The organism is Paraburkholderia sp. BR14320 (assembly GCF_040948665.1).
GTDB lineage: Bacteria > Pseudomonadota > Gammaproteobacteria > Burkholderiales > Burkholderiaceae > Paraburkholderia > Paraburkholderia youngii.
In genome coordinates this window covers 1-16,783 of sequence record NZ_JBFPKG010000005.1, presented here as the reverse complement: position 1 = coordinate 16,783, position 16,783 = coordinate 1, and the positions used below count along the sequence as shown (strand labels likewise).

Annotated in this window: 13 protein-coding genes; 11 read left to right on the top strand and 2 right to left on the bottom strand. The window is 64.9% G+C overall.

Annotation, left to right across the window (positions count from 1 at the left end; all coding sequences use genetic code 11):
- Positions 1-62 precede the first annotated feature (62 nt).
- Together AB3X89_RS06940 and AB3X89_RS06935 are read left to right on the top strand one after the other, a co-directional pair.
- Positions 63-1,313: an amidohydrolase family protein gene (locus tag AB3X89_RS06940; protein WP_368582498.1), complete on the top strand. Its 1,251-nt coding sequence runs from the start codon at positions 63-65 to the stop codon at positions 1,311-1,313.
- Between the two features lie 74 nt (positions 1,314-1,387).
- Positions 1,388-2,308, top strand: coding sequence for a LysR substrate-binding domain-containing protein (locus tag AB3X89_RS06935; protein ID WP_368582497.1), 921 nt, complete (start codon positions 1,388-1,390; stop codon positions 2,306-2,308).
- 97 nt (positions 2,309-2,405) lie between these two features.
- On the opposite strand, the gene AB3X89_RS06930 is transcribed toward AB3X89_RS06935, so the two are convergent.
- Positions 2,406-3,116, bottom strand: coding sequence for a FadR/GntR family transcriptional regulator (locus AB3X89_RS06930; protein WP_368582496.1), 711 nt, complete (start codon positions 3,114-3,116; stop codon positions 2,406-2,408).
- A gap of 270 nt (positions 3,117-3,386) precedes the next feature.
- On the opposite strand from AB3X89_RS06930, the gene AB3X89_RS06925 reads away from it, so the two are divergent.
- From AB3X89_RS06925 to AB3X89_RS06885, 9 genes are all read left to right on the top strand, one after another.
- Positions 3,387-4,409, top strand: coding sequence for a zinc-binding alcohol dehydrogenase family protein (locus tag AB3X89_RS06925; RefSeq protein WP_368582495.1), 1,023 nt, complete (start codon positions 3,387-3,389; stop codon positions 4,407-4,409).
- 20 nt (positions 4,410-4,429) lie between these two features.
- Positions 4,430-5,563, top strand: a complete 1,134-nt coding sequence (locus AB3X89_RS06920; RefSeq protein ID WP_368582494.1) for a mannitol dehydrogenase family protein — start codon at positions 4,430-4,432, stop codon at positions 5,561-5,563.
- A gap of 119 nt (positions 5,564-5,682) precedes the next feature.
- The gene (locus AB3X89_RS06915) at positions 5,683-6,963 is read left to right on the top strand and encodes an MFS transporter (RefSeq protein ID WP_368582493.1); all 1,281 of its coding nucleotides are present in this window, start codon (positions 5,683-5,685) and stop codon (positions 6,961-6,963) included.
- A gap of 48 nt (positions 6,964-7,011) precedes the next feature.
- Positions 7,012-8,559, top strand: coding sequence for a UxaA family hydrolase (locus AB3X89_RS06910; protein WP_368582492.1), 1,548 nt, complete (start codon positions 7,012-7,014; stop codon positions 8,557-8,559).
- A gap of 60 nt (positions 8,560-8,619) precedes the next feature.
- On the top strand, positions 8,620-9,879 hold the full coding sequence (locus AB3X89_RS06905) for an alpha-hydroxy acid oxidase (RefSeq protein ID WP_368582491.1): 1,260 nt from the start codon (positions 8,620-8,622) through the stop codon (positions 9,877-9,879).
- A gap of 17 nt (positions 9,880-9,896) precedes the next feature.
- Complete coding sequence (locus AB3X89_RS06900) at positions 9,897-11,315, top strand: FAD-binding oxidoreductase (protein WP_368582490.1); 1,419 nt, start codon at positions 9,897-9,899, stop codon at positions 11,313-11,315.
- Between the two features lie 132 nt (positions 11,316-11,447).
- Entirely contained in the window at positions 11,448-11,984 is a 537-nt protein-coding gene (locus tag AB3X89_RS06895) for a DUF4142 domain-containing protein (RefSeq protein ID WP_368582489.1), read from the top strand.
- Between the two features lies 1 nt (position 11,985).
- On the top strand, positions 11,986-12,291 hold the full coding sequence (locus AB3X89_RS06890; RefSeq protein ID WP_368582488.1) for a cupredoxin family copper-binding protein: 306 nt from the start codon (positions 11,986-11,988) through the stop codon (positions 12,289-12,291).
- Between the two features lie 5 nt (positions 12,292-12,296).
- Complete coding sequence (locus AB3X89_RS06885) at positions 12,297-12,980, top strand: RNA polymerase sigma factor (RefSeq protein WP_368582487.1); 684 nt, start codon at positions 12,297-12,299, stop codon at positions 12,978-12,980.
- On the opposite strand, the gene AB3X89_RS06880 is transcribed toward AB3X89_RS06885, so the two are convergent.
- Positions 12,975-16,783, bottom strand: a 3,809-nt coding sequence (locus AB3X89_RS06880; RefSeq protein ID WP_368582486.1) for an ATP-binding protein, incomplete at its 5' end; no start/stop codon positions are given. The two genes, AB3X89_RS06885 and AB3X89_RS06880, sit on opposite strands and share 6 nt — an antisense overlap.

The following is a 16,783-nucleotide window of genomic DNA, read 5'->3' as shown; positions in this document are numbered from 1 at the left end:
GTCGCGCGGCTCGCGACACCCTTCAACGTTGAAGAGGACCCGGCTTTGAACCGGGAGGAGAGATGAGGGAGTCGATTCTGTTCTCGCACTGCGCGCTGCTCGATCCGGTTGCCGGCGAGTTGCGCGAGGACCACGCGGTGCTGGTGGAAAACGGACGCATCAAGGAAGTTTCGGATCGGCCGATCCGAACCACGTCCGCGCGCGAAATCGACGTGCGCGGCAAGACGCTGATGCCTGGCCTGATCGATCTGCACGTGCACGTGCACGCGACGCAGCTCAATCTCGCGGCACAGGTGAACCTGCCGAACGTGCTGGTCACGCTGAAGTCGTTGCCGCTGTTGCAAGGCATGCTCAGACGCGGCTTTACGACGGTGCGCGATGCGGGCGGCGCGGGCTTCGCGCTCAAGCAGGCGTTGGAACAGGGGCTCGCCGAAGGTCCGCGGCTCTTCGTGTCGGGTCGCGCGATCAGCCAGACCGGCGGACACGGCGACATGCGCGGCCGCAGCGACTACATCGGCACCGATAGTCCATGCGCGTGTTGCGCGCGCGTCGGCGCGATATCGCGTGTCGCCGACGGCGTCGATGCCGTGCGTCGCGCGGTGCGTGAAGAGCTGCAGATGGGCGCCGACCAGATCAAGATCATGGCCTCGGGCGGTGTCGCGTCGCCCACCGATCCGGTCGGCGCATGGGGCTATTCGGAAGACGAGATCAGGGCGATCGTCGACGAGGCGCGGGCGCGCGGCACCTACGTGCTCGCGCATGCGTACACGGCCGAGGCGATCGCGCGCGCGGTCCGCTGCGGGGTCCGCACGATCGAGCACGGCAATCTGGTCGACGAAGCGGCGGCGCGCGTGATGGCCGAGCACGGCGCGTTCGCGGTGCCGACGCTCGTCACCTACGACGCGCTCGCGAACGAAGGTGAAGCGCTCGGCCTGCCGGCAGACAGCGTTGCGAAGATCGAAAGCGTGCGTCAGGCGGGCTTGCATTCGCTCGAAATCTTCCACTCGGCAGGGGTGCCGATGGGCTTCGGAAGCGATCTGCTCGGCGAATCGCAGCGTCTGCAAAGCGATGAATTCCGCCTGCGCAGCGAAGTGCTGTCGCCGCTCGAGATCCTGCGTAGCGCGACGGTGGTCGGCGCGCAGGTGCTCGGCCAGGTCGGGCAGCTCGGGCAGATCACGGCAGGCGCGCACGCCGACATGCTGGTTGTCGACGGCAATCCGCTTGCGTCGCTCGACTGTCTGCTGGGGCAGGGCGAGCGCATTCCGGTCGTAATGAAGGCCGGTAAAATCCATGCCTTTGATTTGCCGGCGTGACATGCGCAGCGCTGCCGTGCGAGCGCGGTTGACAGCGGGGGGCGCCGGCGGCCCATGCAATCCGGAGAGAACGGATGGACTTTCGGCACATCGACGCATTCAGGGCGCTGATGCTCACCCGCACGACGACGCGCGCCGCGCAGGTCATCGGCACTTCGCAGTCGGGCATCAGCCGTCTGATTACCGACCTGGAGCGTTTGACCAGTCTGACGCTGTTCGATCGCAGCCGCGGACGGCTCGAACCGACCGTCGAAGCGTTGGCGCTGTTCGAGGAAGTCGAGCGGCGTTATGCGGGGCTGAACAACATCCGCGAGTTCGCGCTGAGCTTGCGCAATCCGTCGACCGCGGTGATTCGCGTGGGTTCGGTCGTGTCGTTCGGGCTCGGCTACTTCGCGCGCGTGGTCGCGAACTTTCATCGCCGGCATCCGGCCGTGCAGATTGCGTTGACGACCGGGGCGTCGTCGCTGATTCGCGATCAGGTGGTGTCGCGCCAACTCGCGCTCGGCCTCGTCACGAATACCGTCGACGTGACCGGCACCGATTCGACCGCGTTCGCGCAGCTCGATGCGATCTGCGCGTTGCCGGCCGGTCATCCGCTCGGCAAGCGCAAGGTCATCAAGGTGGCCGATCTGCGGAATCAGCCGATCGTGTCGTACGACTTGCCCGACCTCGTGCGCTGGGGCATGGATCAGGTGCTCGCGACCGGTCAGCTGCAATCGCAGGTGGTGGCGATCGCGCCGTATTCGGTCAACATCGCGACGATGGTCAAGGAAGGTCTTGGCATCGGTTTGCTGCATCCGGTGTCGGCGTACGACTTTCTCGACTCGAATCTGATCCTGCGCCGCTTCGAGCACGCGATGCCTTTCTATACGCTGAAGATCACGCCACGTGGCGCCGCACCGGCTCCGCATCTCGACGAATTGTCGAAGGTAATGGAGGAGACGCTCGAAGAAGTGCTGGCGGCCGTGAATGCGCGTTTGACCGCCGCGAGTTGACCTATCGTCGCTTCGCGGCAGCGGCGTTCCCAAGCTATCCAATCAAATACAGATCGGGCCACCGAGGCCTGACGTCGTCGTATCCCGGCAGCGGCGCCTAAGTCGTGCGCTGCCCGCCGGTAATCACCCGCTCCAACGACAGCTTCAAGTGGCGCTGCATCGCCGCCTGCGCCTGCAGCGGATCATGCGCTTCCAGCGCTTCCAGAATCACCAGATGTTCTTCGGGCACGGCGCCCCACGTCGTTTCGTTTTCGAAGTGGCCGCGCAGCTTCTCCGACAGCGGACTATGCCGCGCATCGAATAGCGAGCTGACGGTGCGCACCAGCACTTCGTTGCCGGACATCTGCGCGATCGCGAGATGGAACGCGCGATCGGCCGCGACCGGAATTCTGCCGGCCTTCACTTCGCGCTCCATCTCGTTGTAGATCGCGCGCAGCATTTTCAGGTCTTTCGGATTGCAGAACGGTGCGACGCTCGCGATGATCGAGCCTTCGATCAGGCAGCGCGCGCCGAGGATGTCGAGCAGGCTATCGCCGAGTTCGGCCTGCGACAGCGACGCATCACGCTGAGCGGGCGGCGTCGTGCACAGATAGACGCCCGAGCCCATGCGAATCTCGACGAGCCCTTCCAGTTCGAGCGCGACCAGAGCCTCGCGCACCGACGGCCGCGATACGCCGAGCGTCTCCGCCAGCGCGCGCTCGGGCGGCAGGCGGCCGTTCGGCGCGAACTTCGGCTGAGCGATCAGATCGCGCAATTTTTCCGCGATCTGAAGATAGAGGCGGCGAGTGTCGGCAGGTTTGGTGTTCACGAAACGATTCCCGGCAATGGAGCTTGTGCAAGCCCGATAAGGCGAGCGCCGATTGTAGATCGAAGCGCCCTGCGCGCAAATCGCGCGCGCCCGGCGGCGCGCTGACAGCGTTCGGGGTTTCCCCCAACTCCGTGCAAATTGGCTTGACCAGTATCGCACGTGCGGTTAATTTTGCAAATTGGTAAGGCCAGATCGACGCCACGCAGGCGTCAAACGAGTAGACCTGCGGGTCGCTCGACTCCCCGATACCCGAACAATTCCTCCACGACGATGAAGACAGTCATTTGCGAACAACCCGGCCAGCTCGCGCTAGCTGAACGCGCGATGCCGGACGCCGGCCCTGACGATGTGCTGATCCGCATCCGGCGAGTCGGCATCTGCGGCACCGACTTCCATATCTTCACCGGCAATCAGCCGTATCTGTCGTATCCGCGCGTGATGGGGCACGAGCTTGCCGGCATCGTCGAAGCGGCGCCGGCCGGTGCGCGCGTCGCGGCCGGCGACCAGGTGTACGTGATGCCATATCTGTCGTGCGGGCGCTGCGTGGCCTGCCGCGCGGGCAAGGGCAACTGCTGCGTGAACATCCGCGTGCTCGGCGTCCATACCGACGGCGGCATGACCGAGTACCTCGCGGTGCCGCAGGCGTTCGTCTTCAAGGCCGACGGCGTGACGCTCGACCAGGCCGCGATGCTCGAATTCCTGGCGATCGGCGCACACGCGGTCGCGCGCGCCGACGTGCAAGCCGGGCAGCGTGTGCTGGTAGTCGGTGCTGGGCCGATCGGCATGGCCGCGACGATCTTCGCGAAGCTGCGCGGCGGCGAGGTCAGCGTGCTCGACGGCCGCGCGGACCGTCTGTCCGTGTGCGCGGGCGCATTGCAGGCGGATCACACGGTGCTGCTCGACACCACCGACGCCGCGACCGATGCCGCCCAACTCGCGGCGCTGACCGACAACGAGTTCTTCGACGTGGTGTTCGACGCGACCGGCAACGTGAAGGCGATGGAGCGCGGGCTGCAGTTCGTCGCGCATGGCGGCAAGTACGTGCTGGTGTCGATCGTCAGCGAGCGCATTTCGTTTGCCGATCCGGAGTTCCACAAGCGCGAGACGACCTTGCTCGCGAGCCGCAATGCGACCGTCGCCGACTTCGAAACGGTGCTCGAAGCGATGCGCGCCGGCAAGATTCCGACGGCCGCGCTCAATACGCACGTGGTCGAACTCGCCAATCTGCCGGGCGAATTCCCCAAGCTGCTGAAACCGGATGCCGGCGTCATCAAGGCGCTGGTGGCCTGTTGAGCGAGCGGGGACAACGGACGATGGGCAACCCGATTCTTCAATTCGGCACGAGTCGCTTTCTGCAGGCGCACGCGGATCTGTTCGTATCGGCGGCGCTCGACGCGGGCCGCGCGCTGGGACACGTGACCGTCGTGCAGACGACGGCCAACCCCGAGAGCCTCGCGCGCATCGACGCGTTACGCGCGCACCGGCAGTACGAGGTGCGCATTCGCGGTCTGCGCCGCGAAGCGGTGATCGATACGACCACGCATTGTCATGCGATCAGCGAGGCATTGAACGCGAATACCGATTGGCCGACGGTGGTGGAGCGCTTTGCGCGCGACGCGCGCGTGGTGATCTCGAACACCGGCGATCGAGGCTACGAGTGTTTCGCCGAAGACACCGCCGAGCTATTGCACAACGACAAGAGCGTGCCGCGCGGATTCGCGGCGAAGCTCGTGGTACTGCTGCACGCGCGCTTCAATGCCGGCGCCGCGCCGCTGACGCTGCTGCCATGCGAACTCGTATCGGGCAACGGCGACACGCTGCGTGGTCTCGTCGCCGATATCGCGCGCGAGTGGGGCGCCGGGACCGAGTTCGTGCGCTACATCGAGCACACCTGCGTCTGGGTCAATTCGCTGGTGGACCGCATCGTATCCGAGCCGATCCGGCCGGTCGGCGCGATTGCCGAACCCTACGCGTTGTGGGCGATCGAGCGGCGTGCCGGCATGGTGCTGCCGTGCGAGCACGAAGCGATGATCGTCACCGACGATCTGTTGCACTACGAACGCCTGAAGCTGCTGCTGCTGAATCTCGGGCATACGTGGCTCGCCGAGCGCTGGCAGGCCGACGCGCGCGATCCCGACGAGAACGTGCTGCACGCGATGCGCGATCCGCTGTTGCGCGCCGATCTCGAATCGCTGTGGCGCGACGAGGTCCTGCCTGTCTTCGATGCGCTCGGTCAGGGCAGCGACGCGCGCGCCTATCTCGATGACGTGCGCGAGCGCTTCGAAAACCCGTTCCTCGATCATCGCCTCGCCGACATCGCGCGCAATCACGAGCAAAAGAAAGAGCGGCGCTTCAGGCCGGTGATCGAACTCGCGCGCGAGCTCGACGTGCGTGTCGAGCAACCGCGTCTGAACGCGGCGCTTGCCGCGTGCGTGCAACGCGGCTAAAGGCGCGGGCCGCAACTCCGCAGTAAATCGGGTAGTCGACCCCGCAGTACACCGGCGGCTCACGAGGTCGCAAGGTTCATCTAAACATAGGCTTAGCCTGGCTAGCAGGAGACAGTTTCATGAAGAAAATGCGTTGGGTAGTGATTTTTCTGTGCTTTCTCGCGATCGCGGTGAATTACATCGATCGTGCGAATCTCGCGGTCGCCGCGCCGCAAATCGAAAAGGCGCTCGGCATCGGCCCCGCCGAGATGGGCTTCATCCTGAGCGGCTTCTTCTGGACCTACGCGTTCATGCAGATGCCGTTCGGCTGGTTCGTCGATCGAGTTGGCGCGCGCATCGCGCTGCCGCTCGCGGTCGGCTGGTGGTCGGTGTTTACCGCGGCCACCGCCGTCACGACGAGCGTCGCGGGCATGTTCGGCTGCCGCCTGTTGCTCGGCGTCGGCGAGGCGGGCGCGTATCCGTCCTGCACGAAGCTCGTGAGCCAATGGTTCCAGCCCAAGGAACGTGCGCTCGCGACGAGCATCTTCGATAGCGGCTCGCGAGTCGGCTCGGCACTGTCGATTCCCGTGGTTGCGCTGATCATCAGCACGCTCGGCTGGAAGGCGGCTTTTGTTCTTACCGGCTTGCTCGGCGCGGTCTGGATCGTCGGCTGGTTCGTGATCTATCGCAATCCGGTGCAAGACGAGATGGCCGTTGCACTCGAGGCGACTCCTGCGGCTCAGGTGAGCGCGGAGAAGGTGACGTGGGCGTCGCTGTTTCGCCACCGCACGCTGTGGGGCATGATGCTCGGCTTCTTCTGCCTGAACTTCGTGATCTATTTCTTCATTACGTGGTTTCCGAGCTACCTCGTGGAGACCCGTGGCTTCTCGCTGAAATCGCTCGGCACGCTCGGCATGATTCCGGCGTTGATCGCGATTCCGGGCGGCTGGCTCGGCGGCTTCGTGTCCGACGCGCTGTTCCGGCGCGGCTGGAGCCTGACGGCCGCGCGCAAGACCTGCATGGTCGGCGGCATGCTGTTGTCGTCGGTGATCACGTTGTCGGCGTTCACGGAGAACACGTATCTGATGCTCGCGTTCTTCGGCATCGCGTACGGCAGCCTCGCGTTCGCCGCGGCGAGCATCTGGTCGCTGCCCGGCGACGTCGCGCCGACGCCGCGCCACGTCGCGTCGATCGGCGGCATCCAGAACTTCGCGTCGAATCTGGCGGGGATCGTGATCACCACGTTCACCGGCGTGATGGTTGCGATGTCGAAGGGCTCGTTCACGATTCCGCTCGTCGTCGCCGGCGGCTTCTGCTTCCTTGGCGCGTTCAGCTATCTTTTCATCGTGGGACGCATCGAGCCGCTGTCGCTGGAATCGGACAGCCGCGATCTGCCCAAGGGCGTGGGCTCCACGATCTGACGTATTCTGTTTGAACGCTTACCGATAACCCTGTCTTCGAGGCTTTTCATGTCGACTCAAGCTAGCCGCGCGTGCCCGATCATTCGCCTGCATCCCGCCGACGACGTCATCATCGCGACCCGGCAGTTGCTGCCGGGCACGCGCATCGACGCGGAACAACTGGTGGTCGCCGGGCTGAGTCCACCGGGGCACAAGATCGCGACGCGCGACATCGCGCGCGGCGAGCCGGTCAAGCGCTACAACCAGATCATCGGCGTAGCGCGCGAGGCGATCGCGCGCGGCCAGCATGTTCATACGCACAATCTCGGCATGTCCGAGTTCGCGCGCGAGCACGCGTTCGGCGCCGATGCGCAGCCGACCGTCTACGTCGATGAACCCGCGCATTTCATGGGGATTCGTCGCGACGACGGCCGCATCGCGACGCGCAATTACATCGGCATTCTGACCAGTGTGAACTGCTCGGCGACGGTTGCGCGCGCGATTGCCGATCATTTCCGGCGCGACGTGCGTCCCGACGCGCTCGCCGACTATCCGAACGTCGACGGGGTGATCGCTCTGACGCACGGGCTCGGCTGCGGCATCGACATGCAAGGCGAGGGCATTGCGATCCTGCGTCGCACGCTCGCCGGCTACGCGGTGCATCCGAACTTCGCGTCGGTGCTGTTCGTCGGGCTGGGCTGCGAGACGAATCAGATCGACGGCGTGCTCGCGGCGGGCGGCCTCGACGCCAGCACGACGAAGCTGCGCAGCTTCACGATCCAGGACAGCGGCGGCACGCGCAAGACGATCGAACGCGGTATCGCGATGGTGCGCGAGATGCTCGCCGACGCGAACCGTGTGCAGCGCGTGCCGGTGCCGGCGTCGCATCTGTGCGTTGGTCTGCAATGCGGCGGCTCGGACGGCTACTCGGGCATCTCCGCGAATCCGGCGCTCGGCGCCGCGGTGGATCGGCTCGTGCGGCATGGCGGTACCGCGATCCTGTCGGAAACGCCGGAAATCTACGGCGCGGAACATCTGCTGACGCGCCGCGCGGTGAGCGCGGCGGTCGGCGACAAACTGCTCGCGCGCATCGCGTGGTGGCAGGACTACTGCGCGCGCAACGGCGGCGCGATGGACAACAACCCATCGGCGGGCAACAAGGTGGGCGGTCTGACGACGATCCTCGAAAAATCGCTCGGCGCGGTCGCGAAGGGCGGCACGACGAATCTGGTCGACGTCTACGAATACGCTCAACCGATCGCCGCGAAGGGCTTCGTGTTCATGGATTCACCCGGCTACGACCCGGTTTCCGCGACGGGACAGGTCGCCTCGGGCGCGAACCTGATCTGCTTCACGACCGGGCGCGGCTCCGCTTACGGCTGCGCGCCGTCGCCGTCGTTGAAGCTGGCGACCAACACCGCGTTGTGGGAGCGCCAGCAGGACGACATCGATATCAATTGCGGCGGGGTGATCGACGGTAGCGCGAGCATCGACGAACTCGGCGAAGCGATCTTCCGCATGATGCTCGACTGCGCGTCGGGTACGCGCACCAAGAGCGAGCTGCACGGTTACGGGCAGAGCGAGTTCGTGCCTTGGCAAGTCGGCGTGGTGACCTGAACGGCTGCATTGCAGCGACACAAGCAAACAAGCGAATAAATCACGCACTGGAGGATGTAATTGGAACGCCGCCTTTATTCAGGCCGCGACGTGAAGCGCGCGCACAGCATCGATGATCTGCGCGCGATGGCCCGCAAGCGTCTGCCGAATTTCTGTTTCGAGTATGTCGAGGGCGGCGCCGAAGACGAAGCGACACTGCGGCGCAACCGCGACGTGTTCCGCGAAATCGCTTTTCTGCCGCGCACGCTGGTGAACGTCGAAAAGCGCAATCAGAGCGTGACGCTGTTCGGCGAGCGCAGCGCGTCGCCGTTCATGATCGGCCCGACCGGCTATAGCGGCCTGATGTTTCGCGAAGGCGACGTCAAGCTGGCCAGTGCGGCGGCAGCGGCCGGCATTCCGTTCGTGCTGAGCAACGTGTCGACGATCTCGCTGGAGGACGTCGTGCAGCGCGCGGGCGGTCGCGTGTGGATGCAGGTCTACATGTACCGCACGCGCGAATCTCTCGCGAAACTGGCGCAGCGCGCGAAGGCCGCGGGCATCGAGGCGCTGGTCGTCACGACCGACAGCGCGGTGTTCGGCAAACGCGAATGGGACCTGCGCAACTACATCGAGCCGCTGAAACTCGACTGGCGCAACAAGTTCGACGTGCTGCGCCATCCGAGCTGGATGGCCAACGTGCTGTGGCCGAACGGCATGCCGCGCTTCGCCAATCTCGGCGACCTGCTGCCGCCGGGGCAGGACAGCGTGAAGGGCGCGACGATCACACTGGGCCGCGAACTCGACCCGTCGTTGTCGTGGGACGATATCCGCTGGCTGCGCGATCTGTGGCCGCGTCGGCTGATCGTCAAAGGCGTGCTGGGTGCGCCCGATGCGCTGAAGGCGCTGGAGGCCGGCGTCGACGGCATCGTGCTGTCGAACCACGGCGGGCGGCAACTCGACAGCGCGGTATCGGCGATGGACGTGCTGCCCGAAGTCGTCGAGCAGGTTGGGGGTAAGCTGTGCGTGATGCTCGACGGCGGATTTCGCCGCGGCTCCGAGATCCTGAAGGCGGTCGCGCTGGGCGCCGATGCGGTATTGCTCGGACGCGCGACCACCTATGGTCTGAGCGCGGGCGGTCAGCCGGGCGCCGAGCGGGCCATCGAGATTCTGCAGACCGAGATCGACCGGGCGCTCGGCTTGCTCGGTTGCTGCGATATCGCCGGGCTGGACCGTAGTTATCTGCGTTGGCCAGGGCAGCAGGCGCCGCTGCCGCGCGTGCAATCGCAATCGCAAGCGCAAACGCAAACCGTGCAGGCGCGTGCAGCGGCTTTGTCCGTCTGACGAACTGGAGATATCTGATGCAGCAAGAACCGAACGTCGCGACCCGCGGTAACGAAGCCGTCGCCGCGCTGCGCGAAGCGCTCGGCGCGGACATCGTGAGTCTGCCGGCCGAATTTGGCGGGCGGCAGTTCGCCGACTGGAGCGGCACGCCATCGACCGATCCGATCGCGCTGATCCGCCCGCGCACGACCGAAGAAGTCGCCACCGCGCTCAGGATCTGTCATCAATTCCGCCAGCCGGTCGTCACGCAAGGCGGCATGACCGGGCATGCGGGCGGCGCCTGCGTGCTCGGCGGCGAAGTTGCGCTGAGCGTCGAGCGGATGACCGGCGTCATCGACATCGATCCGGTCAGCGCGACGATCACCGTGTTCGCGGGCACGCCGCTGCAGGTGGTGCAGGAAGCGGCCGATCACGCCGGCTTCATGTTCGCGCTCGACCTCGGCGCGCGCGGCAGCTGCACGATCGGCGGCAACATCGCGACCAATGCGGGCGGCAATCGCGTGATCCGCTACGGCATGATGCGCGACCAGGTGCTCGACGTGGAAGCGGTGCTCGCCGACGGCAGCGTGATCGGCGGCGAGCGCAAGATGATCAAGAACAATACCGGCTACGACCTGCGCAACCTGCTGACCGGCAGCGAAGGCACGCTCGGGGTCATCACGCGCGCGGTGCTGCGCCTGCGCGCCAAACCGCGCGCAATCTCGACCGCATGGTGCGGCATGCCGGATTACGAGGCGGTAACCACGCTGCTCGGCCGCGCGCAGGAACGGCTGCCGGCCGGCGTGTCCGCGTTCGAAGTCATGTGGCCCAGCTATTGCGATTTCGTGCGGGACCGCCTGCCCGAACTGCGCGTGCCGCTCGGCAGCGATCACGCTTACTACGTATTGCTCGAGACTTGCGGCGCGGACCCGGAGCGGCAGTCGGCGGCGTTCGAGGACTTTCTCGCCGACATGCTCGACGCGGGCGTGATCTCCGATGCCGCGCTCGCGCAATCGGACGCGGACGCCGCGGCGTTCTGGGCGATTCGCGACGCGCCGGCCGAATATCCGCGCCTGATCCCGGGACGCATCTCGTTCGACATCAGCTTCGCGGTTGCGCAGGCGGGCGATGCGGCGCAGCGTTGCGACGAGCGGCTGCGCGCGCGCTGGCCGCAAGCGACGATCCTCGTGTACGGGCATCTCGGCGACGGCAATCTGCACGTGGTGGCGCAGGAACCGGGCTGGACCGACGCGGACATCGACGAGGTCAAGCGCGTCGTTTATGAACTCACCGGGGAAATGGGCGGCTCCGTATCGGCCGAGCATGGGATCGGCGAGGAAAAGCTGGGCGTGCTCGGCATGTCGCGCTCGCCGGCCGAACTCGCGGCGATGAAGGCGATCAAGCTTGCGCTCGATCCGCACAATATCCTGAACCCCGGCAAGGTGATCGCGATGTAGTGTGCGGTGGTTTTGCGCGTCACGCGGCAACGTGGCGCGCGCATTCCGGGCGCGTTCCTGGCCGATCGGGAACGCGCTTCTCCGACGTGACATCCAATCCCATATCCGCAACGGAATATGGGGAGATGTCAGATGAAGCTCATCATCCACACAGTGCTGGCGGCAACGCTCGCGTTAGCGAGCATCGCGTCCAGCGCGCAAGGCGCCGGGCCGAGCGATCCGCAGATTGCCGCGATCGTCGTGACCGCAAATCAGGTCGATATCGACGCGGGCAAGCTCGCGGAATCCAAAACGAAATCGAAGGACGTGAAGGCGTTCGCGCAGCAAATGGTCACCGATCACACCGGCGTCAACAAGGCCGCGACGGATCTCGTGAAGAAGCTCAACGTGACCCCCGAGGACAATCCGACGAGTCAGAACCTCAAGCAGGGCGGCGACCAGAACATCGCCAAACTGAAGACACTTTCGGGTGCCAGCTTCGATAAGGCCTATATCGATCACGAGGTCACCTATCATGAAAACGTGATCGACGCGCTCGACAAGACGCTCATTCCGAGCGCGAAGAACGAGGAACTGAAGGCGCTGCTCGTGAAGGTGCGGCCGGCCTTCGTCGCGCATCTCGAACATGCGCGCCACGTGCAGGCGGAACTGGCAAAGAGCGGTGCGTGAGATGCGCCGGCTCGTTTGTCTGATGGGCGTGCTGGTGTTGCACGTCGATGCGATGGCGGCGACGTACGTCGTCGTGATCGAACAGATGCGGTTCAATCCGGCCGCGTTGACGGTCGCGCGCGGTGATCGCGTGGTGTGGATCAACAAGGACCTGTTTCCGCACACCGCGACCGCTGATGCGAAGGCGTTCGATTCGCATGACATCGCGCCGGATGCATCGTGGAGTTACGTGGCGACCAAGGGGGGACGCTACGCGTATTCGTGCACGCTGCATCCGACGATGCACGCGGTTCTGAACGTACGATGAAAGCGATGATGAATCTGCCTGTCGAGTCCACTGAAGACGACCTCGGCATCGCGCGCCGCATCGCCGCTGGTGACCGTGACGCGTTCGAACTGCTGATGCGAAGGCATAACCGCCGGCTCTATCGCATGGCGCGCGCGACCTTGCGCAACGACGCCGAGGCGGAAGATGCGCTACAGGATGCGTATCTGCACGCGTACCGATCGATCAGCCAGTTTCGCGGTGAGTCGCAATTGTTCACGTGGCTGTCACGGCTGGTGCTCAACGAATGCTTCGCGCGATTACGGCGCTCGGCGCGGCGTCAGAATGTGATTCCGATCGTGGACGCACCCGAATACATCGAACCTGACGATGCAATGACCACACACGACGACGATGCCCCCGACCGGGCGCTTGCGCGTTCGCAAGTGCGCGCGCTGCTCGAACGCAAACTCGATGAATTGCCCGAGCCGTTTCGCGTCGTATTCGTGCTGCGCGCGATCGAGGAAATGAGCGTCGAGGAGACCGCGCAGTGTCTGAACATTCCCGAAGCGACGGTACGGAGCCGGCATTTCCGCGCGCGCAGCATGTTGCGCGAGTCGCTCGCTCAGGCTCTCGATCTCGCCGAGCGCGACGTGTTCGAATTCGGCGGGGCGCAGTGCGATCGCATCGTTGCGAGCGTCCTCGGGAAAATATCCGGTGGCGAGTCATAGCATTGGCGACGCGTGCAGGGGCACCGTGAACTGAACCGCCGCGCCGCGCGGCGTGGATTCACTCACCCATAACCGGCCGCCATGGGCGTCGATAATCGAACGGCAGATTGAAAGTCCCATGCCCAGGCCCGTCGCTTTGGTCGTGTAAAACGCGCTGAACGCGTGTTCCGGACCGTTCGGACCGAAGCCCGGTCCCGAGTCGCGCACGGTCACGACCACGCCGGCACCGTCCGCCTCGCCCGTGCTGACCTGCACGTGCCGAGTCCCCTCCAGACTGCTCGTTGCCTCCAATGCATTGATGATCAGGTTGAGCAGCACCTGCTGCAATTCCACCCGGTCGCCTTCGATGGACGGCAAATCTTCCGCGAGTTGGATCTCCAGCCTGGCGCCACTCTTCCTTGCTTCTCCCTGGACCAGTTCGGTGATCTCGCGGATCGCCTCGTTGATATCTACCGGCTCCTGTTTCCGTGGCGCCTTCCTGACCATTTGCCGGATCCGGCCGAGCACGTCTCCGGCGCGATTGGTGTCCCTGACGATACGATCGAGCGCACGCCTCGCTTCGCCGAGGTCGGCGGGCTCGCGGGCCAGCCATCGCAATGCGGCCTCCGCGTTGGCCACCGTCGCGGTAACGGGCTGACTGAGTTCGTGAGCGATCGACGCGGCGAGCTGCCCCATCGTCGCGACGCGGTTCGCGTGCGCCAGTTCGGCCTGCACGTCGCGATAGCGCTCTTCGCTGTCACGGATTTTCTTTTCCGCATGCTTCTGCGCGCTCAGATCGAGAATGTAAGCCACCCCCTGGTTCGGCTCATCCTCGAATGCCGCGCCGCCGATCAGGACGGGTACCCGGCTGCCGTCTTTCCTGTAGAACTCCTTTTCGCAGGGTTGCATGGCGCCGGTCGCCGCAAGCTCTTCGAACTCGCGCGGCACACGTTGTTGCCATTCGGGGGGCGTCATGTCGTACCATCGCAGCCCTTTCTGCAAATCCTCACGGTCGTACTGGAGCATGTCGAGAAAGGAATCGTTGGCGTCGATGAGTCGTCCGTCCAGGCCCCAGATGACGATCCCAATCAGATTGGCGTCGACGAGGCGTCGGATCTTTGCTTCGCGTTGCGCGACGTCGCGATACAAGCGGGCATTTTCGAGCGAAATGGCAGCCTGCGAGGCCACGAGCTTCAGCACCGCGATCCGTGCGGGGCTGAACACGCGGGCAGTGAGATTGTTCTCGAGGTAGAGCACGCCCATCAGCTTGGCGCCATTCATCAGCGGCAGGCACAGAATGGAACGTGCGCGATGCTGACGGACGTAAGGGTCCGGATCGGCCATCGGGTCCGTTGCGGCATCGTCGAGGAAAATGTTCTCGCGCGTACGCAAGACCTGGTTGATGATCGACTCCGGCAACACCGCTGAGTTGAGCGGCGCGTCCGATAGCTTCACATGGACCGCGTCGCCGGCGGTGGTGGCTTCCGCGGCAATCCGATGCTGGCCCGCATCCGACAGGATCAGCAGACCCCGTTCGGCGCCCGCCTGTTCGATGGCCGTGCGCATGACCATCCCGATCAGCTTTTCCAGATGGATTTCGCCTGACGCCGCCTGCGACACCTTGATCACTTTCGCCAGCTCCAAGTGCTCGATGGCTGCCGCCATCGTATTGGTCGGTCCGGGCACCGTCTCTTCGGTTCTCAGGTATGGGTACTGTTCCTCGAGTTGACGCGCCTTGCCGATGGCGCCCCAACGCAGATAGCCATAGCGGGCGTCCTGCATATACATGCGCGCAATTCTTCGACGACCGCGGGCCGCATAAAAGCGCGACGCGAGTTCGCTCGCCAGTGCCTCGATATGCGCGAAGCCGCTATCCTGCGCCAAATCGATAGCCTGCTCGTAGAGCGTTTCGGCCTCCGCCACGTGGCCTTCGATGCGCGCGATCTCGGCGCCGACCAGTGCGGTATGACTTGCGAAATTCTCCGCGCACAGATCGGCCCAGACGCGCAGCTGCTTATGGTGGGCAAGTAATGCTTCCCGCCGCTGCGGCCACTCGCCAGCCGCGATGGAGTCGCGCCGTCCAGCCGTCGCGAGCGCGGCATAAAAGTGATATTCGGCCTCGTCGAGAAACGAGTGCGAGGTCCACAGAAGCCGCTGCGCCTCTGACGCGGCGGCCATGGCCGCCTCGTGGTCGCCGGCGAGATAGCGCGCCTGGAGCTTCCGGATCCAGTACCAGCATGCGGCGGCCGACAGCGACGGTTTGTTCAGATCCAGATAGTGCTGTTCGGTGTGAGCTTCGTTGAACTGCGCGTCGTCGAGGCAGCCGAACACCGGCGTCAGACCGCGGAGCGTCCGGATGACCGCAAGCTGGTCTTCGATAAAGTGAATCGCCAGGCCGAATTGCAATTTGCTGGCATACGCAAGGCCGGTTTCACCCTGTCGTTGCACGTCGGCCAGTGGCTCGCCGATGAAAAGCAGGTTCGAGACGAGGTGGAACCACGCGAACGCGCCGAACGACAGGTCGCCGGTCCTGTTCAAGGCGTCGAAAATGCGGCGGAAGTGGTCGCCGCAAGTCTGCCGCGCTGGGCGCACCCAGCGGGCGACATAAACGGAGAACGCGAGATGCGTGCGGGCTTCGAAGCGTACGAGGCCGCGTCGTTCGACGAGCTTGCAGCCGAGCCGGCCGAATTCGAATCCGGGCTGGTAGTCGCCGAAAAGCCGTCCGGCGAACCAGGGGAATTGGGCGTAGGCCACGCACGACGCATCGGCATTGCCTTGCTCGAGGCTGAGACTGATTGCCTTGCAGATCGTCAGGCAATTGAGGTTCCCATCGGTGAACAACGCGGGCGCGAAGAGCTTGGTCAGAACCTCGACGGTTGCCAGCGCGATGGGATTCCCCATCGGCGGCAGATCGATGAGTTCGTCGATGCTCCGGTCGCCAAGCAGTGACCAGATGCGCTCGTATTCGCGGCGCACCGTCGCGTCATCCGGGTGGGGTGACCACTCGATGCCCACATGCCGAAGGAAGGCGAGGCCAACGGCGATCGCGTTTTCGCTCTGGTCGAGCATCAGGTAGACATCCATCTGCCAGAACGTGACCTGGGCGCGCTCGAGCGTGGTCGTCGCACGCTTCGATAGCGCCGCAAGTCGCGTCTCGGCGGCGAGCAGTTGTCCCGTCAGGAATTCGCATTCGGCCCGGTTCAGCTCCAGTGCAAAAATCAACTGATGCCGACGCTGCCAGCAATCGTCATTCAATAGCCCGGCGCCAGCGGTCAAATAGGCGAGCGCCGAGGCGTGGGCCGTCGACGCCCTGGCGCGCTGACCGGCGAGCAGATTGAGTTCGGCCAGTTGCTCGCGTTCGTCCCGTTCGGTGATCAGCACGGCGCCGCGATTGAGCTGCCCGACAATTTCGAAGATCGCTTCCTCTCGCTTTTCCGCGGGTGTCTGCGCGATGAGCAGCCGGCCGATGCGCAGATGCGCGTCGGCGCGCGATGATTCAGGAATCAGGGAATAGGCGGCCTGATGAACCCGGTCGTGAACGAACGCGTAGGCGCCTTCGAGCCGTACGGCCAGTTCCTGACGGACTGCCTCCCACAACACGCCGTGAACCCGCATCTCCTGCATGCCGAGCACGGCGGATAATGTCGCGAGGTCCGCGGTGTTCCCGAGACAGGCAAGCTGCTGAAGCGCGTGCTGTGTCGCGGGCGGCAGGCGCGTCAGCTTGCCGGCCATCAGGTCCACGACGTTGTCGGTGTAACCGCTGGCCTGGATGCGTTCGGTATCCCAGCGCCACTGCCGCGCATCGTGATCGAATGCCAGCAGAC